Source organism: Undibacterium sp. TC9W (genome assembly GCF_049339865.1).
Lineage (GTDB): Bacteria > Pseudomonadota > Gammaproteobacteria > Burkholderiales > Burkholderiaceae_D > Undibacterium.
This window is the reverse complement of the sequence record NZ_JBMPPJ010000026.1, coordinates 55,990-79,498: the sequence shown is the minus strand read 5'-3', so window position 1 is coordinate 79,498 and position 23,509 is coordinate 55,990. Positions and strand designations below refer to the sequence as shown.

Annotated in this window: 27 protein-coding genes; 11 read left to right on the top strand and 16 right to left on the bottom strand. The window is 51.5% G+C overall.

The annotated features are described in order from the left end of the window. Window positions 1-139 (bottom strand): transposase (locus ACO0LN_RS25970; protein WP_422978936.1); only part of this gene is annotated, 139 nt, incomplete at its 3' end. Between the two features lie 238 nt (window positions 140-377). Between ACO0LN_RS25970 and ACO0LN_RS25965 the strand changes: the two genes are divergently transcribed. Both ACO0LN_RS25965 and ACO0LN_RS25960 read left to right on the top strand, forming a co-directional pair. Continuing rightward, on the top strand, window positions 378-749 hold the full coding sequence (locus ACO0LN_RS25965; RefSeq protein ID WP_422978932.1) for a hypothetical protein: 372 nt from the start codon (window positions 378-380) through the stop codon (window positions 747-749). Between the two features lie 210 nt (window positions 750-959). Next, window positions 960-1,508 carry a hypothetical protein gene (locus tag ACO0LN_RS25960; RefSeq protein ID WP_422978930.1) on the top strand — a complete coding sequence of 183 codons (549 nt, stop codon included), beginning with the start codon at window positions 960-962 and terminating at the stop codon, window positions 1,506-1,508. A 14-nt stretch (window positions 1,509-1,522) separates the two neighbouring features. On the opposite strand, the gene ACO0LN_RS25955 is transcribed toward ACO0LN_RS25960, so the two are convergent. The 5 genes from ACO0LN_RS25955 to ACO0LN_RS25935 form a co-directional block, all read right to left on the bottom strand. Then, window positions 1,523-2,617 carry an SMP-30/gluconolactonase/LRE family protein gene (locus ACO0LN_RS25955; protein ID WP_422978928.1) on the bottom strand — a complete coding sequence of 365 codons (1,095 nt, stop codon included), beginning with the start codon at window positions 2,615-2,617 and terminating at the stop codon, window positions 1,523-1,525. 102 nt (window positions 2,618-2,719) lie between these two features. Further along, window positions 2,720-3,388, bottom strand: coding sequence for an O-methyltransferase (locus tag ACO0LN_RS25950; protein WP_422978926.1), 669 nt, complete (start codon window positions 3,386-3,388; stop codon window positions 2,720-2,722). Between the two features lie 63 nt (window positions 3,389-3,451). Next, complete coding sequence (locus ACO0LN_RS25945) at window positions 3,452-3,946, bottom strand: hypothetical protein (protein ID WP_422978924.1); 495 nt, start codon at window positions 3,944-3,946, stop codon at window positions 3,452-3,454. A gap of 83 nt (window positions 3,947-4,029) precedes the next feature. Continuing rightward, window positions 4,030-4,542 carry a hypothetical protein gene (locus ACO0LN_RS25940; RefSeq protein ID WP_422978922.1) on the bottom strand — a complete coding sequence of 171 codons (513 nt, stop codon included), beginning with the start codon at window positions 4,540-4,542 and terminating at the stop codon, window positions 4,030-4,032. Between the two features lie 4 nt (window positions 4,543-4,546). Beyond that, window positions 4,547-5,017 (bottom strand): YbaK/prolyl-tRNA synthetase associated domain-containing protein, encoded by a 471-nt coding sequence (locus ACO0LN_RS25935; protein ID WP_422978920.1) that lies wholly within the window; start codon window positions 5,015-5,017, stop codon window positions 4,547-4,549. A gap of 399 nt (window positions 5,018-5,416) precedes the next feature. Between ACO0LN_RS25935 and ACO0LN_RS25930 the strand changes: the two genes are divergently transcribed. After that, entirely contained in the window at window positions 5,417-5,833 is a 417-nt protein-coding gene (locus ACO0LN_RS25930; protein WP_422978918.1) for a hypothetical protein, read from the top strand. Between the two features lie 63 nt (window positions 5,834-5,896). Here ACO0LN_RS25930 and ACO0LN_RS25925 read toward each other — a convergent pair whose 3' ends face one another. The 6 genes from ACO0LN_RS25925 to ACO0LN_RS25900 all read right to left on the bottom strand — a co-directional run bounded on the left by ACO0LN_RS25925 (window position 5,897) and on the right by ACO0LN_RS25900 (window position 11,478). Then, entirely contained in the window at window positions 5,897-6,628 is a 732-nt protein-coding gene (locus ACO0LN_RS25925) for an ATP-grasp domain-containing protein (RefSeq protein ID WP_422978916.1), read from the bottom strand. A 60-nt stretch (window positions 6,629-6,688) separates the two neighbouring features. Then, on the bottom strand, window positions 6,689-7,093 hold the full coding sequence (locus tag ACO0LN_RS25920) for a hypothetical protein (RefSeq protein ID WP_422978914.1): 405 nt from the start codon (window positions 7,091-7,093) through the stop codon (window positions 6,689-6,691). A 698-nt stretch (window positions 7,094-7,791) separates the two neighbouring features. Continuing rightward, complete coding sequence (locus tag ACO0LN_RS25915; RefSeq protein WP_422978912.1) at window positions 7,792-8,163, bottom strand: VOC family protein; 372 nt, start codon at window positions 8,161-8,163, stop codon at window positions 7,792-7,794. 179 nt (window positions 8,164-8,342) lie between these two features. Continuing rightward, window positions 8,343-9,875, bottom strand: coding sequence for an ankyrin repeat domain-containing protein (locus ACO0LN_RS25910; RefSeq protein ID WP_422978910.1), 1,533 nt, complete (start codon window positions 9,873-9,875; stop codon window positions 8,343-8,345). 154 nt (window positions 9,876-10,029) lie between these two features. After that, window positions 10,030-10,536, bottom strand: a complete 507-nt coding sequence (locus ACO0LN_RS25905; RefSeq protein ID WP_422978908.1) for a DUF6714 family protein — start codon at window positions 10,534-10,536, stop codon at window positions 10,030-10,032. A gap of 42 nt (window positions 10,537-10,578) precedes the next feature. Further along, window positions 10,579-11,478 carry a LysR substrate-binding domain-containing protein gene (locus tag ACO0LN_RS25900; protein WP_422978906.1) on the bottom strand — a complete coding sequence of 300 codons (900 nt, stop codon included), beginning with the start codon at window positions 11,476-11,478 and terminating at the stop codon, window positions 10,579-10,581. 130 nt (window positions 11,479-11,608) lie between these two features. On the opposite strand from ACO0LN_RS25900, the gene ACO0LN_RS25895 reads away from it, so the two are divergent. From ACO0LN_RS25895 to ACO0LN_RS25885, 3 genes are all read left to right on the top strand, one after another. After that, a complete protein-coding gene (locus tag ACO0LN_RS25895) occupies window positions 11,609-12,007 on the top strand; it encodes a carboxymuconolactone decarboxylase family protein (RefSeq protein ID WP_422978904.1) in 399 nt (132 codons plus the stop codon). After that, the gene (locus ACO0LN_RS25890; protein ID WP_422978902.1) at window positions 11,998-12,402 is read left to right on the top strand and encodes a tautomerase family protein; all 405 of its coding nucleotides are present in this window, start codon (window positions 11,998-12,000) and stop codon (window positions 12,400-12,402) included. The genes ACO0LN_RS25895 and ACO0LN_RS25890 overlap by 10 nt, the downstream gene beginning before the upstream one ends. Window positions 12,403-12,646: 244 nt before the next feature. Then, on the top strand, window positions 12,647-13,225 hold the full coding sequence (locus tag ACO0LN_RS25885) for a DUF4865 family protein (protein ID WP_422978900.1): 579 nt from the start codon (window positions 12,647-12,649) through the stop codon (window positions 13,223-13,225). 125 nt (window positions 13,226-13,350) lie between these two features. On the opposite strand, the gene ACO0LN_RS25880 is transcribed toward ACO0LN_RS25885, so the two are convergent. Then, entirely contained in the window at window positions 13,351-17,022 is a 3,672-nt protein-coding gene (locus ACO0LN_RS25880) for a tetratricopeptide repeat protein (protein WP_422978898.1), read from the bottom strand. 299 nt (window positions 17,023-17,321) lie between these two features. Here ACO0LN_RS25880 and ACO0LN_RS25875 point away from each other — a divergent pair, with 299 nt between their 5' ends. The 4 genes from ACO0LN_RS25875 to ACO0LN_RS25860 all read left to right on the top strand — a co-directional run bounded on the left by ACO0LN_RS25875 (window position 17,322) and on the right by ACO0LN_RS25860 (window position 21,024). Continuing rightward, window positions 17,322-17,921, top strand: a complete 600-nt coding sequence (locus tag ACO0LN_RS25875) for a beta-1,3-glucanase family protein (RefSeq protein ID WP_422978896.1) — start codon at window positions 17,322-17,324, stop codon at window positions 17,919-17,921. Between the two features lie 102 nt (window positions 17,922-18,023). Next, window positions 18,024-19,841 (top strand): beta-1,3-glucanase family protein, encoded by a 1,818-nt coding sequence (locus tag ACO0LN_RS25870; protein ID WP_422978894.1) that lies wholly within the window; start codon window positions 18,024-18,026, stop codon window positions 19,839-19,841. Window positions 19,842-19,897: 56 nt separating this feature from the next. Further along, window positions 19,898-20,557: a hypothetical protein gene (locus tag ACO0LN_RS25865; protein ID WP_422978892.1), complete on the top strand. Its 660-nt coding sequence runs from the start codon at window positions 19,898-19,900 to the stop codon at window positions 20,555-20,557. 128 nt (window positions 20,558-20,685) lie between these two features. Next, window positions 20,686-21,024 carry a hypothetical protein gene (locus ACO0LN_RS25860; protein WP_422978890.1) on the top strand — a complete coding sequence of 113 codons (339 nt, stop codon included), beginning with the start codon at window positions 20,686-20,688 and terminating at the stop codon, window positions 21,022-21,024. Between the two features lie 125 nt (window positions 21,025-21,149). Here the strand turns inward: ACO0LN_RS25860 and ACO0LN_RS25855 are convergent, their stop codons facing one another. Further along, the gene (locus ACO0LN_RS25855; RefSeq protein ID WP_422978888.1) at window positions 21,150-21,314 is read right to left on the bottom strand and encodes a hypothetical protein; all 165 of its coding nucleotides are present in this window, start codon (window positions 21,312-21,314) and stop codon (window positions 21,150-21,152) included. A 41-nt stretch (window positions 21,315-21,355) separates the two neighbouring features. Here ACO0LN_RS25855 and ACO0LN_RS25850 point away from each other — a divergent pair, with 41 nt between their 5' ends. Beyond that, complete coding sequence (locus tag ACO0LN_RS25850; protein ID WP_422978886.1) at window positions 21,356-22,495, top strand: hypothetical protein; 1,140 nt, start codon at window positions 21,356-21,358, stop codon at window positions 22,493-22,495. A gap of 110 nt (window positions 22,496-22,605) precedes the next feature. Here ACO0LN_RS25850 and ACO0LN_RS25845 read toward each other — a convergent pair whose 3' ends face one another. Together ACO0LN_RS25845 and ACO0LN_RS25840 are read right to left on the bottom strand one after the other, a co-directional pair. Beyond that, window positions 22,606-23,055, bottom strand: coding sequence for a hypothetical protein (locus ACO0LN_RS25845; RefSeq protein ID WP_422978884.1), 450 nt, complete (start codon window positions 23,053-23,055; stop codon window positions 22,606-22,608). Next, complete coding sequence (locus ACO0LN_RS25840) at window positions 23,048-23,506, bottom strand: hypothetical protein (RefSeq protein ID WP_422978882.1); 459 nt, start codon at window positions 23,504-23,506, stop codon at window positions 23,048-23,050. Before ACO0LN_RS25840 ends, ACO0LN_RS25845 begins: the two co-directional genes overlap by 8 nt. Between the last annotated feature and the right edge of the window lie 3 nt (window positions 23,507-23,509).

Genomic DNA, 23,509 nt, shown 5'->3' with positions numbered 1-23,509 from the left:
CCCCAAATTTGGACCTCCACTTATAGAATGTGGCTCCACTGATACCATGTTCACGACATAGTTCCGGCACTGGTGAGCCTGCTTCTGCCTGTTTCAATATGGCGATAATCTGGCTATCGCTGAATCTCGATGTCTTCATGTAAAACTTCCTCAAAATCTCAATTAAGAAAATTCTACTTTTAAATGCGATTAATTTCCGGGGGGATTACCGATTGAGCCGGGTGAGATTTTTTGATTAGCCTATTCACCAAAATTTCACTCAGTAGGGTGCGTTGTAACGCACCGCTCTTATTGCCATTTCTTCGGTCTCTTGCGCTATGGGATATGGTGCTGGGCATGTGGTGCGTCAAGACGCACCCTACTGGCTGAATTCAATTATGAAAAATAAGAAACCAAAAAATCACAATCCAAAAAATCAAATGCTTGAAACAATTGCGGTTTTGTTAGAAGTTCTTGGTCCCGAGGCAAGTTTAGGACAAGAAGCTTGGGACGATATAGCCAGTTTAGATATCACTAAAACAGATGGAATTCGTACCTTGGTTAGGAATTATGTACTTCCATATTATTTGGCTTGTTCAGAATCATTCAAAGAAGAATATTTAAATTACCTTGAGACGCTTTTAGCAGACGATAATGTTGCGTGGGAAGAAATACAGATGAATGAATATCCATATATTGAAGATGTGCCGCCAAGGTTATTTTTTTTTATTCTTCATGAAGAAATAAAAAGGGCTGGTAAAACGGAGTAGTTTCGCATAAAGCCGGGGTCATAAAACTGGCGGCTCCCATTAGAAATGCGTAATCGTACGCATGAGAACCACGCAATGCTTGCGGCCAGCCAGAAAGAAATATATCAATATCGGTCATGGCCGGAGGCGTATTATTATGAAACCGAGAATACGAAGTCTGTCTAATTTGTACGATTATGCTCTGCTAATCGTATCTGCAAATGCTGAGCCATGACAAACAAGCTTGATACTTACTTTTTCATACCTGTGAACATACCTGTCAATGTCGGTTTATTGTGGGATGTTGCTGATCGATACGGTCTCGAATTTGTCGAAAGCGGTGGATGCTATGGCCTTCCATTGACTGTGGACAGCCAGGAATTTGAATATGAAACGACAAATGACAATGTGCTTATCTGTACCCAGGCGGATTTATTGATTCTGGATGAAGACAGGCGAATTCGCATGCGGCAAAACTGGCGCCATCGCAATAGTGGAATACAGTTCAGCAGCACCATCGCCCCCCTTGATGTCGGTGGCCATGTCGTTCACCTGACGACCGACAGGGCGAGTGTAGATAATGACATAGAGAATTTTATAGGCAACAAACACAAACAACAGGCATTCTGGCAGGATCTTGCGGCAGGCTATGATGCAAGCTTGGTCGCTAGCGCGGCACTGTTTGTTGGCGGCTTTCGTGAATTATTTGAGCAATACCTTTATCCTGTACCGTCAGTTGATGATGGCTGGATGGTACGGGGGAGAAGAGGCGCATTGTAAGTTGCCATTTTGTCTTACTTCCCCATCCATCCCAAACCCTTCCCACTGACATTATGAATGTACAGCCGGTTCGCTGTTTCTGTCACACCTGTGACGGTCGGTGAATTGCCACTAGGGTCTTGCAGGTCGTTGATGACTTTGCCGTCTTCGGTAAAGGCGATGACGTGGCCATAGGCTGGTGGCATTTTCCAGAACAGTCGCGGGATGCGCAGGGCCATGCTGCGCAGATAGGGGCGTTGTGCGGTCTGGTCGAGGAAGTTGCGTTTCCCGGCTAAGCCCAGCCATAGCTTGTCGTCTTTGCCGCGCATGAGATTGTCCGGGTAGCCGGGCAGGTTATCGAACAGGATGGTTGCTTGTGGTGTGGGCTGTGCCAGGTCCAGTTGTTGGGCTGCTGTCGCGATCTTCCATACCCTGAATTTGCCGCTCTCGGCAACGAGCAGGCTGCTTTCATCACCGCCGAGGGCGATGCCATTGGCAAAGCTCAGGCCCTGGGCGATGACGCGCGCAGACTTTTTGACTGGATCATATTCCAGCACCTGGCCGGTCGATGACTGTTCAAAAATATCCAGCATGGCGGCTTCGTTCGTGCTGCCCCATTGCCTGGGCGTGAAGCGGGTCGATGAATCTGTCAGATATATCTTGCCTGTCCTGGCAACGACCACGGCATCGGGGAAATGTAATGGCCCGCCTTCGGCAACACCCAGCAAAACGGTGATATTGCCGTTGGCAGCGATCGACAATAGACCCTTCCAGGCATCCGTCACGATGAGCTGGCCGTCTGCATCAAAGGCCATGCCCAGTGGCCTGCCGCCGGTAGTGCACAATACTTCCTGCGCACTGCCATCTGGCTGCATGCGCAAAATCTTGCCGCTTTCAACACCGGTGTAGAGTTTGCCATCGGGGCCGATGACGACATGTTCCGGCCCCACTTCGCCTTGCAGGTCTATCGTGTGCAAGTCTTGCAGTTTGTTGTTAGTTGCATGCACGCCAGTGTAACCCTGGCTGACAGGAGCCTGCCAGGCGACAGGTGTGATGGGAACAGGCTTCAGGCCCATATAAGCGGCAAAGACAAGAATGAGCGGGAGTGACATTGTGACGATGCGTTTCATGGAGGGTGATGTTGATAGCGTACTGTAGGGGTGCCGTGCGCACCGCTTTTATTTTTACTTAGATTGCCGAAATGGTGCGTCAAGACGCACCCTACTGAACATCTAGGCAATCACCAGCGCCATCGAAAAGCCATCATAGCCCTTGCTGCCCACCGTCTGCAAGGCCGTCGCAGACAGGCGCGGGTTGTTTGCCATCAAGTCAAAAAAACTGCGCACGCCCTGTACATTGGCGTCTGTGCTGGCTGGATCAGCCACCGCGCCATTGCGCACCACATTATCACCGATGATGAGGGTGCCGGGGCGCGAGAGCTTGATCGACCAGTCGAGATAATGCGGGTTGTTCGGTTTGTCGGCATCGATAAAGATCAGGTCAAACGGATGTATGCCTTCTGCCTCCAGTTGTGGCAGCGTGTCGAGCGCCTTGCCCACGCGTATATCCACCTTGTGCGAGAGGCCGGCACGCTCTATATTCTTTTGCGCAATCGCCGCATTGTGCGGGTTGAATTCCAGCGACACGACGCAGCCATCTTCTGGCAGGGCACGTGCCAGCCATATCGTGCTGTAGCCACCCAGGGTACCAAATTCTAGCACCGTTTTTGCGCCTTGCAGTTTGGCCAGCAAGTGCAGGAACTTGCCCTGGTTGGGTGCTACATGATGCTGCGGTAAATCGCCCGCATCACTGTCTTGTAGCGCTGCGCTCAGTACGGGGTCGCCAGGGATCAGGCGTTCACAAAAATAATCATCAACTGCGGTCCAGGTGGTTTGTTGCATGGGAGGTTCTTGGAGATAGTGGAGAGAATTCGGGGTAAATGCCTTGAAGGCCATAAGCCAGATTTAATCAGAAACGCTTTTCCATGTCTGATTGCTGAAAACGTACTTCATTCTATTCAAATGTGAGAAGGTGGAAGAGTAGTAAAGCAATGCGCCATATTTGTCTCGATAGTATTTTAAATAATGAGGGCGAGGCCCATCGCTCGCCAGTGTGGGTATGTCGTCAAGGCTGGCTGGCAATTGCCCGTGAGTTTTTTCATATTCCTTGAGAGCTGATACCACCATATCGCGATATTCTTTCGCTGATGCATCATGATGATGTTGAATCAGCATTGCGATGGTGAATGACACCAAGGAAAGTCTCATCAGTAGTACGGCCCTTTTTCTTACAACATCATTCTTCAAATGGCTGGCATAGCGGATGCTGGCATATACCAAGACGACGGGCAAGATCACCCATGACAGCATGCCCATGTGTTCAATACTGCAAAGCCAGGTAATGCCAACCCAAAGCAAGATCAGGTAGGGGTGTTGTTTGAAGATGGAGAGGAGACGCATTTTTTAAGACAGTTCAAACAGTCAGTCGCATGCAGGATCATGCCGTCATTTTGCCACAGCCCGGGCGTAGATGCTGCATCAGATCAGTCAGGGACATAAACCCAGCGCTTTTCCTTAAAATCATAATGCCAGCCTTCAAAGGGCATAAAGGTATCCGCGTAATACAAGTAAGGCTCATCTTTGTCTTTGATGTAAAAAAGCATGTGGGGGCGTTTCACCTTGCTTGCCAGTTCTGGTATCTCATCCAGTTTTACTGGCAGATTACCATGGTTGCGCTGGTATTCCAGCAGTTTGGTGACGATATGATCGGCATAGGCACGCGCTTCATTACGGCGGTGCGTCTGGATGCTCATGGCAATGCCGGATGACAGCAATATCAGTGCTATCAGAAACACGTATATGCTGCGCACTTCAAACTTACGCCAGTTCAAGACGCATCTGATACACGCATAGATCAGGCAAGGTATGCCAATTTCAAAAATAGCGATACCAAAATACTCTGCACTGGAAACGTAAGTGATAAGCACCCATATCGCGATCAGATAAGGATGACGCTTGATCAGTGACCACAAAGGCGCAAGCCGGGTGAGCTGCATTGCATCAAGCCGCACAAATATCATGCAGCATCGGTTTGGCTATGCGCAGGTAATCTTCCGTATTCAGGATGATGGACGTATCCAGCCGCCCTGCATTGAAAGCGATCTCGGCATAACGTGCGACCAGAGTAGGGTCCAGCACCAGTGCGATGTCATCAGAAAACACAAAAGGCGGTATCGCACCGATGACGCAGCCGGTTTTTTCCATCGCTGCCTCAGGTGCAGCAAAGCTGGTTTTTTTGACCTGCATGACGGCCGCCAGTTTTTTGAAATCGATCTTCTGGTCACCCGGCAGGATGGCAAGTATCAGTTTCGCAGACGCATCCTTGCTCTGGCACAGCATGGCCTTGGCACCCTGGCCAACTTCTGTACCACGTATGGCAGCGACTTTTTCAGACTGACCCTCGGCAGGGTGCTCAACAACACGGAAGCGGGCATTGTGGTTTTGCAGCAGGGTTTTTAATTGGTCGAACATGGTGGCACCTTTGTTGCACTTGACTCAGGACATATGGGGAAGGCTAATATAGCACGCGCTACTATTGTCATATGATTTCTGCATGCAAGAAAAATAAGCTGAATGGAACTGTTTTGTCAAAGCTAATGTCCAATACCCATGTTTCCATGTTGAAGACGAGTTGATGCAAGAACGCAAGCTTATCCTGCCGAATCAGGCTGCCTGGCAATCCGTCCTCTCTTTCGTCATTGCCTGTCTGATCACCGCCTTGTTATTGTTCCAGCTTGTGCGGCCCTGGCACAGAAAAACAACGCCAGAAACTGGCTACATCACTCTCGATTTATCATTCATGCCTAAGGCGCTACCCAAGACCCCAAGTGCAGATGTCGGGCCTGTCAGCAAAAAAACGACATCCCTAAAATGCCGGAACACGAAACCCGGCAAACCCGGCAGCGGGCCAGCCCGAGTGTGCAACAAGCAGCGCAAGCCATTACGCTACCGGTAGCAGAACCATCAAGGCAAGACCCTGGCAAAGATGTATTCACCGAAGAAAAATCGACGGCCTCATCGGGCTTGCGTACAGATAAAGACGCCATTGCCCGCGCTTATGCCGATAGCCGTAGCGACCTGCAAAAACTGGCAAGCCGGTCCGGCCAGCCACTGGAAGCCACAGAGCGCAGCCCCATACGCAAATTTGGACGCGAAGTCAGCAGGGCCCAAATCACTGACTGCATCAAGCCCAACCCCGAAGGCATTACCATAGGTCAGGTTACTTACAAAGGCTATTTTGCCGCCGCTGCGCTGGCCTATAACGCGGTGACGGGGCAGTGCAAGTGATGTCAGGCATGCACGCAGGAGCAGCTTTGGCCGTGAGGCATGTCGGGGATTTGACTTGAGAGCTTAAACCCTGACAGAAGCATGCCGCAATACTTCCAGCACCCTGGCAGGATCACAACCATAAATGCCCGCACCCCATGCCGCATTTTGTTCCACGCAGGCCCATGCACCGCCAGCCAGCATGCCGGCATCGATGACGCAGGCATCGGGTAAATCGACGCGTTCATCTGCCAGCAGAGTGTGCATGAATGCCTTTAGCGCGTTGTCTTCATCCATCGTGCTGGCGAACTCTGTCTCGCGCTGAACATCACCAAAGCGAGAATAGAGAGAGTAGGTGACCAATTGGCGCTGCAATATAAAACAGCGAAATTCTTTTTCCCATTGAACGACCTCTGACACCAGCACCGGCATGTCGTCATCATACTCAGTCGGCAGGCTGGCACCGGTATATACCTCCGCCGGAAAACTCTTGTCATTGGGCGGCTTGATAAAAGCAGGCTTTGTCAGTTGGCGTGCCTGCCCCAGGGTTTGCATGCTGATCTGACGGTGTTTGTATTCCATGGGCAGGCGCACCAGCCAGTCTTCTGGCGGGCTCAGCAGGCGTATGCCCAGTTGCTCTGCCAGCGTCGGGCCAAACAGGGCCTCGCCATACAATACCGCTTGCTCAAGGTTTTGCAAGTGCTCAGGTACCCGCCAGTTCGTCAGCCGCTGCACCTGCCAGCCCAATGCACCTGCTGCCTTCCACAAGGCTTGTGAGTCGTCGGTATAGCGCGGGGTGAAAATCAGCGTAGGCATGGTGTGGAATTTTTAAGAGTGAAAAAATATACACTTGAATAGCAAAGACAGACAAGCGGCTCAAGGCCTTGCTGCATTCGCAGGCTGGGTTACACCTGGCCGTGCGCAAGTTTCTGCCACTTCTGCCTCATGCCAGACTGACAGCACGACAGACAGGCAAAAGCTGAGCACCAAATACACAGATGCCTGCCCCAGCCTGCGCCATTTGCTCACACCCGGCCAGGTGCAGAGTATGAACGCACCCGACAACATGAACAGCCATTGAAAACCGGCAGAGATCATACCCAGGTCAGCAGACGCTATCGTCGCGCCCACACCGGGGTTTTGCGTGCAGCCTGCCTGATGCAGATAATCAATGGCGCGTGTCAGTGAGTACAGCATGAGACAGCACAGCAGGGATATTCTGATCCAGGGGAGCAGATGTTTGCGGCTGGTGCCTGTTGGTGATGTAGGTATGCTGGTCATGGGACAAATTAAGTTGATCGCCTTTGCATGCACATGCATGGCTTGACACATGGCAGGCAACAGACAAAAAACGCAATATAGCATCGTTTGTTCAATTTATTGTTGCCAGGCGCAGGTGTGCCTGGCACGGCGTCATCGTGCTAATGAACTGAGCTGCGTACTCCAGGGCTGATTTGTTGTTCGCTTAAAAGACCTTGAGCTTATTGCTGACTAAGACGTCCCAACAGTCATGCCAGACTTGATCTCACTGCTGTCCGGAATAATGTCCTTGACAAACAATAACGAGTAAATTCCCTCCCTTTCAAGGGGATGTCGTCGGGGTTTCGCAAAGCATGCTTTGTGCCGACAGAATCTAAGCCGCCTGCAAGCGGCGCAGTGGACTGCTTAGGGTGGGGATGGGTTTCGGTCGATTGGCTGTACATGATTTTGCTACAGAAACCCATCCCCATCCCAACCTTCCCCTTGAAGGGGAAGGAGCTTCAAGCATGATCGCTGACAAAAATTATTCAATTGCAGAATTAAGTCTTCGACGTAGAAGAATCGCCGCGACGCTGTTCGTACTTGACTCTCCAAATGAGTCAAGATAATTATTCCGGACTGCAGTGGGATCAAGTCCGGCATGACGGGATGGAGGATAGTGCCAAGAATAAGTGGGCAGTTTTAATCACAGAAATCCCGCTTCCTTATATCCCTTTCTCTTACGCCTCTGGCGGTTCCCACAACTCCACGCGGTTACCTTCAGGGTCCATGACCCAGCCGAACTTGCCGTATTCTGACTCATCTACTTTGGCATCGACATTGCAGCCTTCGGCGCGCAAGGCGGCGAGCAGGGCGTGCAGGTCATCGACGCGGTAGTTGATCATGAAGGGCTGGGTGCTCGGGGCGAAGTAGGTGGAATCTGCCGGGAACAATGACCAGGCAGTTTTTTCTGTGCCGTCGCCATTGGCCTTGAATACCGCACCGCCCCAGGGGCTGAGTTCAAAACCGAGATGATCCCGGTACCAGGCACTTAATGCTTGCGGGTCTTTTGCCTTGAAAAACACACCGCCTATGCCAACAACACGTTTCATATTGCCTCCTGATGATGGATTTTTGAAATGAATCTGGTTTGCCTGCCCATTTATCCAAAAGAGATAGTACATGTCCCGCAGGCGCAGTGCAAACCGGGAGTGGTATGCGCTGCGAAAGCCTTACATGAGCCACAAGGGGCCACTGGCCCTGAGTTGCGTGCAAGGACAGGTAATTCACATCACTGAAACTTGATCGTAAAACTGGCCGGGCGGAAGTAGTCTGCGCCCATGCCTGATCTGGGCACGGTGCCTATGATCATGGCGAGGTCTTTGCCATTGTACTGGGCCAGCGGGACTGCGTTATCGTCGTCAAGAAATTCAGTGACGTTGTAGCTGTATTCCATGCCTTTCGGCCCCTTTATGCGCTGAGTGCCAGTCTTTTCATCGGCATTTTCGGTATAGCTCAGTTCTTTGGTCGCGCCGTCAAATGTCCACTTGCCCTTTTTCATGACGATCTTGCCACAGCTGAGATATTTGCTATCGTCACCTGACGCGCCAACCTTGAACGGGCTAAGGGTGTCAGTCCTGAAGTGGATGTCTTTGGCATGTTCAAACAGACTTTTGTCCTCGGCGCAAATCAACCTGAATGAATGTTCGGGGTTGATCTGCATGGCAATCTTGAATGGGGCTTTTTTGAGCTTGATGACGGCATTGTCTGTGAGCGGTGTCCTCTGGCCGTTTTGCTCTATCCAGGCTGCCCATTTGTATTTGCCAGACTTATCCAGCGCCTGCTCTATTTTTGTTTGCAACCAGTTGGCAAATTCAGGATTGCCGGGAGGGGCGTATTGCAACAAATTTTTTTCAATGGCGCTGCCAAATGCGATTTCTGGTTGTGGCAACAAGAGATTGGCGCCCTTGTCCAGCAAGAGCCCGATGACATCTTTGTTGGCAAGCAGTGTTGCGAGGGACAGGGGGCGGTAGTCACTTGTGCCACCATTGGGGTTGGCACCGGCATCAAGCAGTTTCTTGATCAGATTGAGGTCTGCCGTGTGAATCGCGCTGTTCAAGGGGCATCTGGGTGTGCAGACGTCTGCACGGGCACCGTTCTTGAGCAGAGTGTCTGTCATTTCGCTGTCTCTCATCATGATGGCCCTGCGCAATAGGGTAGAACCATCTGCCAGCCGGGTATTGATATTGCTGCTGTTGACTTTATTTGCAGTCAAGGCTGCTGTCAGCGATGCCTGATTGAGAATGCGGCCCAGCTCGCGTCGTGTAGCCAGTTGCGGGTCATTTTTGACATCGTTCAAAGCGGGCAGAGCTGTCAGGGCATACTGGTCAAGCCAGTTTTGTGGGTCAACATTTTTGGGGAAATCGCTTGATTTTGTTGCCTTCATGACGACCAGGACCCAGGTATTGCTGGCAGAATCAAGCAGTGGTTTGCTGACAGGGGTGAGCAGCATATTACTCACCGTCTCTTTAAGATACAAAGGAACACTGGGTAACGGTAGGCGGAAATTTTCCCTGCCCCTGGTTTTGACATTGACGCAGGTAGCAGAATATTTTTCGCAAGTATTGGCCGCATCCTGGTTGTCAAAACGCAGCAGGTCGTAATTATATTGTATGCCATCGGCATAAGAAACTGCTTCTTCCCACAAGAGTCTTTTGTCCTCGAGGGTATAGCTCGCTGGCAATTGTGCCTGGCTGGCTGCAGCCAGCAAAAGGCCGGAGGCAAGTATCAAGGCAGAGACTGGGCGCAGTTTGAGAGCAGGCATGGGCAGATGGAAAAAGATGTAAAACGTACATCATATCTGAATTTGAAAACGGAATTTATCAAATTCTTGATTGAGGCCAAAAATCTTCATGGTATGTCGAGCAAGCTCTTTTCAAAAACGATAAACTCAAAACGAAGCGATATCGGATCGCAAGTTAATCATGTCTATCCGCTTCATTCAGAAAGCGCAGAATGGTTGAGCATTCCCTGCTGAGCAAGCCCAACTCCCTTGCTTTAACAAATACGATATATGAGCGCAATGCGTTTCTCTGCCTGGCGTTGAGCATGGTAACAATAGATTGGGCCTGATAGCGATCGAGTCTGTACAGCATTCCCTCAACATTGACATCCGATACCTCAGGCTCTTCGATGTCGGCAATCATGTAGGATGACAGATAGTAGGCAAATGCCTCATCGGTAAAAAATGTGAGCGCATGAGTCAGACGCCGCAGTTGTGTCGCATTGTGGCCTTGCCATGATTTGCCGGTAAAGTAGCCGGCCACGCCTTCGTCGTCGTAAGTAGGCTGGGAGATATTGCCGGGCTCAGGTGGCGTCGCATTTTCCCAGGCGGATCGTATCATTGTGACGAGTTCAATTGCTGTGAGCATGGTGCTATAGATGTGAAAGTTGATTGAATTCATAAACTGGCGGTGTTGTGTCATGGAGCAGTGCTGCAATAGCTGGCGTTCAGCCCGGTACGGCCTTCACGCCGCCCTGAGCTGCTGCCCCATTTCTTCCTCCATCAGCGTCTCCACCATAATCTCACGCAGCCTTTGCACGGCCATGTCAGGCTCAGCCTCAAGGCGGTGCAGGCTCAGGCCCAGCATGGGCAAGGTGGGCAGGGCAGGGTTGTCGATAATGCGCAGGTGTTTGGGTAAGCCAGCGGCGGTGCGCACGGTGACACCCAGGCCTGCGGCGACGGCGGCCCAGATGCCGGACAGGCTGGGGCTGGTGAAGGATAATCGCCAGGGAATGTTGGCGTGATCAAGTGCGCTGGTGGCGCAGCTGCGCATGAGGCAGGGGGCTTCGAAGGCGACCAGCGGCAGAGGTTCATCACCGGCATAGCTGGCTTGCAGTTGCGGGTCTGCCGCGCCTATCCAGTGCATGGCAAAGTTGCGCAGGTGTTCGCTGTGCGGGGTGCTGATGCCGCCATCCCAGGTCAGCGCCAGATCAAGCTGGCCGCCAGTGATGAGGTCAAGCAGGGTGGCGTTGCGGGCGATTTTGGCTTCTATCCTGACCCTGGGGTGGGCGCGGGCGAAGCGGCCCAGCACGTCGGTGAGTATGCGCTCGCCAAAGTCTTCAGGAATGCCCAGCCTGATCCAGCCTTCGAGATCAACCCCACGCACGGCGGCAGCGGCTTCGTCATTGAGTTCAAGCAGGCGGCGGCCATAGGCCAGCAGGGTTTCGCCCGCTGGGGTGGGCAGCATGCCGCGGCCAGACTTGCGCAGGATGGGGCTGCCGACCTGGTCTTCGAGTTTCTTGAGCTGGGCACTGACCGCAGAGGTCGAGCGGCCCAGCCTGTCTGCCGCCTTGGCAAAGCTGCCCAGCTCTATACCAGTCACAAAGGTGCGCATGACATCAAGGTCAAAGGTGATCTTGCTCACTGACTTGCTCCTTTTTGTTTATTTTTTGTCCATCCCGATTTTTGGAATGATGGGTTTGAAATTATCTGATTTTATGGATGAAGATAGTCGGGTATCTTGTACTTGTCAATCACTCTCATGGAGTTCTCACATGCCAGCCAGCACCGCACTCAATATCAAGTCGAATACCACACCCAGCACCATCGCCCGCGAACTGATGGGTGACATCGCCCCCAAGTTTGCCGAGCTGACCGACACTGTTTTATTCGATGATATCTGGCAAAGGCCGGGCCTGGCCGCGCGTGAACGCAGCCTGATCACGGTTGCCACCCTGATCGCGCTGAACCGCAGTGAGCAATTGCCCTTTCACATGCAGCGGGCGCTCGACAACGGCATCACCCATGCAGAACTGGTCGAGGTCATCACCCATCTGGCGTTTTATGCGGGATGGCCAACGGCGGCATCGGCTGTCACCGTGCTGCGCCAATTGTCTGCGAATTGTCTGCCAATCAAACCACAGCAAAATCAAAGGAGTAAATCATGCCCATGAGCCGCTTATCCCTGTTAAAGGGTAAATCACCTGAATACCTGCAAGCCTTGTCGGATGGTTTGCATCAGGCACTGGTAGAAGTATATGAAGTGCCACTCAATGACCGCTTCCAGATCATCCATCAGCATGAAGTGAATGAACTGGTGTTTGACCGTAATTACCTTAGTCACCAGGGCAAGCCAAGGTCGGATGATTTTGTGTTGATACAGATCACCGCTGGCCGCCAGCGTAGCGCAGCGTCCAAGGCGGCGTTTTACCGAAGGCTGGTGGAGTTGCTGGGAGTGTCGCCAGGTATCAGGGCTGAGGATGTGCTGGTCATTATCAATACTACCGCAGCGGAGGACTGGTCGTTTAGTGGCGGTGTGATGTATGACGGGGTGGCGCGGTATGAGTGAGGTTTTGCAATGACGCAGGTTGGGCCGCTTAAACCGGAGCAACTTCAAGACCTCTCAACACAGAGGCACAGAGACACAGTTTCGTAGGTTGGGCTACGCTTTACCAGCCCAACACTGAGCCTAAGCAAACGTATACGTCATTGAAACGCCGAGTGTTGGGCTGATGAGGCGTAGCCCAACCTACGACAATTGCAAGCTGCAAGAAAAAATTTCTCATCAAACCAATTTCAAAAGGACACCCAATATGATCGCCATGCAATACAACTTCACCCTCCCTGCGGACTACGACATGGACATTGTGCGTCAGCGCATTGCCAGCAAGGGGCATATGCTGGATAACTTTCCCGGCCTGGCTTTCAAGGCCTATCTGTATGCCAGCAAAGGCCAGGAGCCTACGAAGTCCAGCCATAATGTCTATGCGCCTTTTTACCTCTGGCATGACAATGAAGGCTTGAATAATTTCATCTGTGGCGATGGCTTCAAGGCTGTCTCGCAAGCCTTTGGCTGGCCTGCGGTCATGCAGTGGTCGGTGTGGCATAGTCATCTGGATGCGCAGGTGCGCAGCGCGACATTTGCTACGCGCGAGATCAGCCAGATTGAGGCTTACACAGATCTCCGCGCTTTGCGCGAGCTTGAAACTGCCGCCGCAAAAAACATGAGCCAGCATGCTGGTGCGCTGGCAACGCTGGTGGCTTTTGACCCAAATGCATGGACACTGGCGCGCTTTACTTTATGGGGGGATGCCTCTGCCGCGCAAGCTGCAGGTTTGCCTGATCATGTGCAGGCCTATGAAGTAGGGCATGTGTCGGCCCCAGGGTACTGATCAAGTGGGCTCTCACGCGCCAAAATGAGTTTCAGCAGCAGGGCCCGGCATGTTTGCATGGTTGGTCAGGCCAGCACGCCCAGGCAGGCGTGCTGTGAAACTGATCGTGGCGCGAAGTAAAATGCTTATAAGCCCTTGGTATTTTTAATAAAGAGCTTGATGACATCGACGCGTGCCTGGATTTTCGGTGGCAGCGACCCTGTGCGTTCGGCAAGCTGTGCGATTTCTGCATAGACTTGCCTGACCCTGGGCAAATCCTTGTTGAGCATATGAATGCTGGAGAGCAGGGCAAGATCGTCTATCAGGTCTTGCTGCTCAGCTTCAGTGTCATTCTTTGCCAATTGTCTGCGGATAGCCAGCGCTGCGTTGACATGTTCCTGTGCATCTTTGAGACGCTTTTCGGTCAACTCTACGGTCGCCAGGCTGTGGAGTATTTTGCCCAGTTCAGCTTGCTGGGCAAGGCTTAATTGTTTTTGCTCTTGCAGCAGGGTGCTTGCTTCACTAAAAGCTTTGATTGCGCCTGAGGCTCTGTTATCTGCCTCGTTAAGCAAACCCAGGCCATACAGGGCCATCGCAAATTCATTGGCAGTGTCGCTGCGTTGTGCGTAATCCAGGCGATAGATACTGATTGCTTCATTCAGGAAAATGCGGGCCTGTATCAGGTCTTTACCGATGATGTTGAACGTGCCCAGTCTGGCAAGTACCCATGCCAGCTTGCGCTTTTCAGTAGCCGGATTTTTGTCAATTTGCTGGCGGCATAGGGCGAGTATTTCGGCATACATCTTGCGGGCATCATCGATGCGGAATTCTTTCAGATTGAGCTCACCCAGTTGTGACAGCGTAAAGATCAGTTCATCCGTCAATTCGGGTTTTTGCTGTACCAGTTTGCGATAATTGGCGATAGCTTCTTCCATCAGAGGGCGCGCCAGGACCGTCTTTCTCTGATTGTTGAAGGCCATGGCCAGCCTGACTTGTACCGACGCAAGATCATGCAGGTAAAGCGGTTCTCTGACAGCAAGCGGGCGATAGATAGCCAGGGCTTCAGTGAACAGTGATTCGGCCAGTTGTGGCTTGTTAGTCAGATTCAGGTAACCAAGCTGGCTCAAGACGCTGGCAAGTTTTTTCGCATACAGCTGCGCTGAGGTGGCATCCTTTGCCGAGAGCTTGCGGTAATTGTCTGCCGCTTCTTCCAGCGCAGGGTAAGCTTCTTTATTGCGTTTTTGCGTCAGGTCTATCTCTGCCATGGTGGCCAGCAAATTGGTCAGTGGCGGCAAATAGGCGTCACTATCTTTCTTGAGCAGTTTGCGGTAAAGAGCCAGGGCTTCGCCATAGGCGGTATAGGCTTTTTGGGTTTGCTTGTTGACGAGCGCAGCATCGCCGAGGTTTAAATAGCTGACTGCAAGATTGTGCGTCAGCTCAGGATATTTTTCTACCTGCGCGCCATACATACTGATGGCTTCTTCAAGCGCTTGCTGTGCCTCTTGATTTTTACGTTCATTGTAATAAATCAGACCGAGTGACAATTGCGTACCCGCCAGTCTCCTTTGATAATATTCTGGTGTTTTGACAGCCAGTTTGCGCCAGTGAACGACAGCTTCTTCATAAATCACGCGCGCCTTGTCGCTTTGCCCTGTCTGCTTGTAGATATCTGCGAGCTCGTTGAGTGTTGCTGCAAAGTTGGGCCTTGCCTGATCGGCATAGCTGGCTGGTACCAGGCGATAGATAGTGGCGGCCTCTTCGTAGGATGTTTGCGCTAGTGCCTGCTTTTTTTCTAAAACATTCAGATCACCCAGGTTTTTGAGTGTGTCGCCATAGGCATACAGGGTATGGGCGCTCTTCTGGCTTTCTGCACGGTAGATGGCGATGGCCTCGTCAAGCGCCAGCCGCGCTTCGGTAAATTTTTTGTCATTCTTGTAGCTGATACCAAGATTGGAAATACTCAGGGCAAGTTCAGGCTTGAACCGGGGTTCTTTGCCTATCGCGGTACGGTAAAAATTGACAGATTCCTGGTATGCCTGTCTTGCATCTGAATATCTGTCTTCGTTGAAGTGCAGCACGCCCAGATAAAAATAGGCGTTCGCCAGTCTGGGTGTATAGGTGTCTGCATCTTTCTGGATTAACTGCCGGTAGTTGGCGACGACCTCACCGTAAGCACCAATTGCCTTGTCAGACAGCCGCATTTGCCGGTACAAGTCACCCAGACTGATGAGCGCAGTTGTCAATGCCGGCAAGGCTGGCAAGGCCTGTGCTGGCTCTGTCGCCAGCTCTTGCTTATAAACGCGGACGGCTTCTTCATAAGCTGCCTGTGCCAGCGCCAGCTTGTTCTCTTTCTTGTTGAGCTCAGCGTAGCTCTCCAGTGTCACGGCATAGCCATGCAGGGACGCCGGATTGTTTTTTATATCTTCCTTATAAAGGGCAATGGATTCATCAAAAGCCTGGCGCGCTTCAGGGTTTTTATTATCAAGTTTATCTATGAGGGCAATATTACTCAGGGCTAAGGCAAGCCCGGCATTGAACCTGGCTTCTTTTAACGCCGCAAGGCGGTAAAAACTGACTGATTCTTCATAAGTTTTTTTTGCTTCTGCATATTTTCTATCATTATGCAGAACAAAGCCCAGATTAAGCAGCGCATTGGCCAGCTTGGGTGTGTAGGTCAGCGCATCTTTCTGGTTTAGCTGGCGATAATTGACGATAGCCTCATTAAAGGAGCTGACTGCTTGCGGTTGAAGATTATTCTGCTTGTAAATGTGCGCCAGTTCTATGAGAGACGCTGCAAACGATGGACGGGCTTCATCAGCGTAACTGGCAGGAATTTGCCTATAGATATTGACCGCTTCTTCGTAGGATGTTTGCGCCTGAGCCCGTTTGTTTTCGATGGCATTCAAATCCCCCAGGCTTCTGACGGAGTTGGCATGCACATACTGGGTATGGGCGCTTTTTTGCTTTTCAGCCTGGTAGATGGTAATGGCCTCATCAAAATTTGCCCGTGCTGCAGCGTATTTGTTGTCGGCTTTATTGGTGATGCCAAGATTGGACAGACTGAGCGCCAATTCCGGTTTGAATTTTTCTTCTCTTACTACCGCAAGACGGTAAGACGCAATTGACTCTTCAAACATCTGCCTAGCTTCAGGAAGTTTTTTTTCCTGATACAGAACCACGCCCGCATGAAAAAATGCGCTGGCCAACCTTGGCGTGTAGGTATAGGCATCTTTCTGTACCAACTCTCGATAGTTGGCGATGACTTCGTTATAGGCCGCCAGCGCTTGCGGGCGCAGAGTCTGTTCTTTGTCATGCTCTGCCAGGCTATGCAAGGTCGAAGTCAATTGCGGCAAGTAAGCATCACGGTTTTTTGCTAACTGCAGACGGCTGACGGCAACTGCCTTTTCAAAATAAACCCTGGTCTGTGGCCAGTTTTTTTCTGCCTGATACAGCAAGGCCAGATTGTAGAGCAGCATGTACAGGTGTTCCTGATAGGTTTCTGCTTTGCCTGCCTCCACCTTGTTACAGAGTTCCAGCGCTTCTTCATAGGCGACATGCGCCTCCTGGTAGCGGTTTTCCTTATGATAAATAGTGCCCTGCCGGATGATGGCCGTGATCAATTGGGGCAAGTATTTGTCGGGGTTCTCTGCTGCCTGTTTGCGCAAGTTATTGGCCTCTGTTTCAGTGGCAGATAACTGCTTTTTAATCTGAGTGCTGGTAACGGTCGCCTGTTTTTCAGTAGAAGCCAGGGTGCTTGGGCTATACATGGCAGGCAGCGCCAGGGCAAGGCAGAACAGGGGTTGAAATTTAACCGGCATTATGTTGTCGATGGTGGAAAACGAGTCAGCTAGTATTGTACTGGGGTGCAGGCAAAAAAGCTTGGTTCCGGGCGTTGCGCCATATTTCCGTGTTTGTATCACTTGAGGATGGAGAGTAAAGCTAAAACCAGAATTACGCGGCCACGGAACCCTACAACAGACAGTGACTGCGCATCAATTCATACAGACGCTTTGATTGTGTTTTGATCATGTAGAATAGGCAATGATACTGCATCTGCCATGGCAAGCCGTCATGGCTTATTTTTCTACGATGTCATCACCTTCAAGGAGCGTCCTCCATGTCTTCCTTTTCTATCCAGTCGTCTGTCCCCGTCAGCATCACCAATAATTCGCCCGCCAATAATGACAATGTCTGGGTGACGGTGTATGGCAGCCTTATCATCAATCCCGGCAACAACCAGACCCCGGCGCAGGGTGCCAATTATTATCTGGTGCCGCCAGCGGCAGGGCAGACGCAGGTAGTGCCGACTGCCGTGGCTGATTTGCCACCACCAGGGCCCAATTCGCCAGATGGTGTCATCCTGCCTAGCTATACACTCACGCAATGGGGCAATAGCCTGAGCTTGCCTGCACCGACTTATACGGGGGATGCAAACGGCAACAACAACCAGCAATATTCGGGGCGCATTTTGATTTCTGTCGGTGCACCCACGCAGGCCCAGGTGTCGGTCACATCCACACCTGCCTCAGTCTCGTCACCCAGCCCGGCCAGTGCGCAAGACCCGAGTACCGGCACGTTTTATGATTTTCTTGAATTTACCGTCGCCTCGAATGCAGACGGTAGCATCAATGTCGATATTGATACCTCACAGGTCGATGCCTTTGGCTTGCCCATGCAATTGCAGTTTTTCAAGGATGCTGCAGCAACGCAGACTTAAAACGTCAGCTTCACGGGAGACACCGCCGCAGGCAGCACCGAGGTCACGGCGCTAACAGCGACAACTGGCCTGGGCCAGGGCGTACCTGTGACTGGGAGCGGCATGGCTCCTGGAAGCGCGGTGGTCAGCGTGCCTGTGGGTGCCAACCCCACGAGCATGACACTGAACCTGCCAGCTACGGCCACCGCCACTGGCGCAGCTTTAACGGCAGTGATGGCCGGGCCGGTTGGTGTGGTTGGCGTGCGCGACGATATTTTCAATGGCAGCGACATGAGCAATTTTGCGACCTTCATCAAGGAGCAGAACAACAAGGACAACGCCAGCCCTTTCATGGAATGCCTGGGTGCTGCACCCATGCGCATCGTCTCGCCCAAGGACATTTGCGAGAACCCCAATGTGGCCGCCAGCGATGTCTTGAACAATTACTTTAATGCCCAGGTCGATAATTTCTTTTTGCAATATTTCAGCAGCCCCGCCACATCAAGCCCAGGAGTGCCAACGAATGGTGGTGGCAATACCTTCAGCCTGCAATCCTCGGCCTTTGGCCAGCCATTGACTTATAGCGGCAGCGTGACTTTGCAGACTGACGGCAGCTATGCACTTTCACTCGCTGACGCCAGTGGCACTGACAGCAATACCTATACGATTTACTACCCGTTCTCGACACAAAATGTGCTGCCTGACTACACGCCGGTTTTTCCTGTCGCTGCGCCACCTGCATGGATCAGCGCTGCCATGGCCGAGGAATCGGCATCGCAAATGATCTTCGCCTGCGACGCCGTGTTTGCTGACAATACCCTGCGTGGCCTGAGCGGTGCGGCACTGGCGGTGCAGGGTGATCTGGAGAATTCAATTTCTGCCGCATTCAACCGTGGCATCATTCTCAATGATCCATCGACCTGGGGTGACAGCAGCACCTGGTATCCAGATAGCCAGCCGTTCAACTACTGGGTCAAATACTGGCACCAGGCTGGGCTGACCGAGAGTGGCCTGGCTTATGCTTTTCCTTACGACGACAAGTTTGGTAGCAGCACCAATATCCAGCAAAGTAGTGTCGGCAATGTCAGCATCACCCTCAGCACTTGGGGCAGCACACCCATGCCGACTGTGACGCTGACCGCACCCGCCAGCGGCACCCAGGGCGGCAGCCTGCAACTGGCGGCCAGCGTCTCAGGCAGCGGTGCGGTACCAACTGGCAGCGTCAGTTATTTTGTGGATGGCTGCATCATGAGCAACACCAGCAGCCAGAACAGTGTGCCACTGGCAAATGGCCAGGCCGCAGCGGCCAGCTTTAGCGTCCCCGCCTTGCCTGACGGTGCCTATACCCACAGCTACACGGTCACCGCAGTGTATTCAGGCGACAGCAATTACCAGCCTGCCGTTGCCACCCAGACCGTGCAACTCATCGGCCCCAGTGGCGACTTTGCCGTTAGCCTCAACCCACCGCAATTCCCGGTTGGCACCACCGTCAGCGTCACCACCATGCTGCCCGTGGCAACTGTCGCCGGCACCCTGGCGCTTAACCTCATAGACTCATCGCAAAACGTGGTCGCCAGCGTCGCCGCCTTCAGCGTCAGCAGCGCCAACAATGTCACGCCCTTTGACATCCCCGCCAATGTGCTGAGTTTTACCGGTGTCGTCACCAGCGGCAATAGCCAGATCACCAGCGTCAGCAGTTCCAGTGACCTGACCCCTGGGCAAGTGCTCACAGGCACAGGCATAAGCCCAGACACGACGATAATCTCATTCAGCCCCGGTACGATCACCATGAGTGGTAATGCCACTACAGAGGCCACAGGAACGTCTACCACCATCACATCCAATGCGGCGCTGGTGGGGTTTGCAATACAGGCGGTGTATGTGCCAACCGTAGGTAGCGGGACTTTGACGGGGCAGATTAATTTTGCGTTTCAGGCATAGTGAGCGATCGCCTAAGATATGCACTATTCAAGATCATCATTTTAGAAAATTGACCTATGCGAACATATTTAATCATGCACCTGACCGCCAGAATCTTGATTGGGTGCGTGATTGGTTCAGTGTTCTACACACCCGCCTATGCCGGAACGTTTTTATCTGCCTGCACTTCCCGTACTAATTACCTGGCTTGCGCTCTATTCGTAAGCCGGATCAGTGGGGCTGCCGTTCGCACCAAACCAGACGAGATGGCGGAGGTCTCTTCTCGTCTGGCAATGGGGCAAATTGTCCGTATCAACTGGAAGCTGAGCAAGACTGCGAAGAGTCAATGGGTGTATGTAGGCATCAAGTCAGACGCCCTCAATGACATCTCCCCGCAGGGCTGGGTCAGGGCACAGGATCTTGCAGGGGAAGCAGATTTTCGTGAAGTAATTAACTGTTGGCCGTTTGCCTCGATTTTTGACGAATCACAGGTCGATGGCCCCGTTCTGGATGTGAAATTTTCACGCGTTGGCAAGTCCGAACCCGGCAAAATCAAGGTCTGGTCGTTGGGGAATTTAATAAGAATAGGCGTGAGCCGCCGTGATTCCATGGTGTATGCTTATGACCCTGAAACGTACAGGCTTACTCATGCTGGCAGCGAAGAAAGTGATCTGAATGTAAGCTTGTTTGATCCGCCATTATTGCCGGACTGTGTTCGCATCCAGGTGAGTCGTTAGGCTAAGCTTCGACTCATTGCCTGCATTCCTGAAATCGGGCCGAAATCTGGAATGGCGTTGACGGCGCTCACCTGATGTCCTGCTTACATTTTTAAAATAATTTATCGTCAAGAACCAAGAGACTAATGATGAGTGTAACGGCAACCGTGGAGACACCGCTGAACGATCAAGAGCGATTGTTCAATGTTCCTGTTTGTACCGAGTCATGGTTTCGTGAAGTGATTTTTCCGATTGCAAAAGCCCACAATTTGTCACTGATAGATGACTGCGGTAACTTTGTCGGTATCAAACATAAAAATATAGACTTGTTCGTTGATGAATTGCATACGCTTTGCAATTGCATTGAACAATTGGATAATTTATCTGCTCAGGCAAAGCAGCATACGCTTCAAAGATTGAACATCTTGTCAGTTGAGACGGTGAGAATGTTAAACACTAGGAGTGATATTGTTATCCTTATTGGATAACCTGGCGAGGTCAGCCTCTACTATTGGCGCAAGTGCGATGTATTCCAGTCCCAAGCCAGACTCTCGTCAATCCCGGTAAAACCTGCGCAATGACCATTCCATGCATGTCCGCTATTCCACTTGCATCACCCCACTTCGATTGATATCGTCTCATCCATGCGCTGTTGCCATGAACGGTTTTTTCCGGCATCAGGCAGACCCGCTTGCGCCTTGTCGCAAGCCTTTATCAACGGTGGATAACACAGGGGTGTGCAGGCGCCCACCAGATTGTGCTGTCTCTGCAGATGCACAATGCCGCTCCGGTCTATAGGCCGGATTTACACCAGACTTCATGAAAAAATTCAATCTTAAAAAATACCTTGGCGGTTTTAGCGCGCTGCTGGCCATGAGTGGTTCCTGCTTTGCTGCAGGCTGGCAATTGACTGATCTTGGTGCTTTTGAATCGGGTACCAGTGGCGGTTATGCCTTGACAGTAGATGGCCGGGTTGGTGGTCTGTCTGCAAGAGCCGACGGTTTGCCATACCCATTTCTTAGCCAGAATGGTCAACTCGCACCCATAGGCAATACCACAGGCGTAGTGCTGGTCGCCAACAAAAATGGTCTCGCAGCAGGCCGTATCACCAGTGCTGATGGCTTGCGTATAGAGCTAGGCATCTTCAGCGGCAACAACACGATACCGCTAGGTGGCTTTGGTGGCGGCTACGTAGAAATCAACGGCATCAATGAGAATGGCCAGGTCGTAGGCTACGGTGTTTTTTCCAATTATAACGAGCATGCCTTCGTCGCCACCACAGCAGGGCTGGTTGATCTCGGCACCCTGGGTGGCCGTTTCAGCCGGGCCGTCGGTATCAATAATGCTGGCGCGATTGTTGCAAGCGCCACCAATGCAAAAGGACAAACGCGTTGTGCTCTGTCTTATGGCGGCGGCCTGACTGAGATAGGTTCGTTGTCAACGAAGGGCAGCTGTTTGCCAACGGCAATCAACTCATCCGGCTTGGTTGTGGGGAGTGCATATAATGGCCAGGAGTATCATGCGTTTTTATATGATGGCCGCCAGTTTTACGACCTTGGTACCCTGGGCGGCAATGACAGCTCGGCTGAAGGCATCAATGACCTGGGCCAGATCGCAGGTACGGCCAGAATCGCCAGTGGTGACTATCGCGCCTTTTTATATTCCGCAGGCAGCATACTCAATCTGGGTATGCCCGCAGGTGCCGCAGGCAATAGCTATTCCCGTACTATCAATAACAAGGGCCAGGTGATCGGCTATTACACGCTTAACAGTGATCCCAACAAGACGCGCCGGTCCTTCTTGTACAGTAATGGTGTGATTGCTGATGTCAGCAGCCTGGCAAGCGGCCTCGCCGACATCGAATATACCACTCTGCGTATCAACGACGCAGGCCAACTGGCAGGCACAGGCAAGATCAATGGCGTACAGCGGGCATTTTTATTGACACCGCTGCCTTGAGTGATGTTGTAGATGGCCGCAGGGAATGATTTCATTCTCTGCTGGTAAATAGTTGTCAGTTTGCGTGGATGCGATTGAATTTTGATCGTATCTACGCAAATCGCTGACGCTTATCGGGGAGAAAATTGAGGTATGCTGTAAGTAATGCGATCAAATGGCATAGGGAATGTAGAAAAATAATCTCTATGCTGCTCTGGCAAGATAAGTTTACCTTCCTCTACAATGAAGCCTAAATCTCCTTGATCTTCTTTGGCCAGATAATACCCACCGATATCGTCGTATAAATTGGAACATTGTTCCAAGGCATAGATCATGCGAACATCATTCCATGACTTTTCGCAATGAAAAGAGATTGCTGTATTCCATCTCCCATGATCATCAGGCTTTTCTGATTTCCACCAAGATTGCCTGATCTTGACTTCTATGGGGCCAAAAGCAGCGTCACAAGAAATATCTTCTGTGTCAGATTTGTCGTGCCAATCAACATCACCGAAAAGAGACCAGATGCGATGTGAGGGAAGTATCGCAGTTGTATGCAATTCAAGAATTGTATTAGTCATTTTTACCAACGCAAGTCAGGGCATTGATAAAATTGCTGTTCGCGAAATTATGGGGAAACATATCATGGTATGCCCGCTCGGCCTCATTGATGATGAAGCCTTTATCATCTGTCCAGAATACTATAGGAGCATCATCACGGGATGCGACATAATGCCCTCCAAATTTTAGATAAAGGTCTTTGCACAATTGCATCACGAGTATTTCACGAGAGCGTACCCAGAATTTTTCGCAATCAAATGCGATTTTTAGTTTAAATGGCTGGGTATTGCTCATATTGCTTGATTCCCAGTGTGACTCACCAAATCTCAGCATGATTTGCCCAACAGCCGCATTTGCAAATTCATCCGAAAAGTAACCTACGGGCTCAGACTTGATGTGCAAGATGTCTTCAATGTCAGAGATTTTTACATCTGCCGCTATATGAAGTATTAATTCTTGAGGTGAGGACATCTT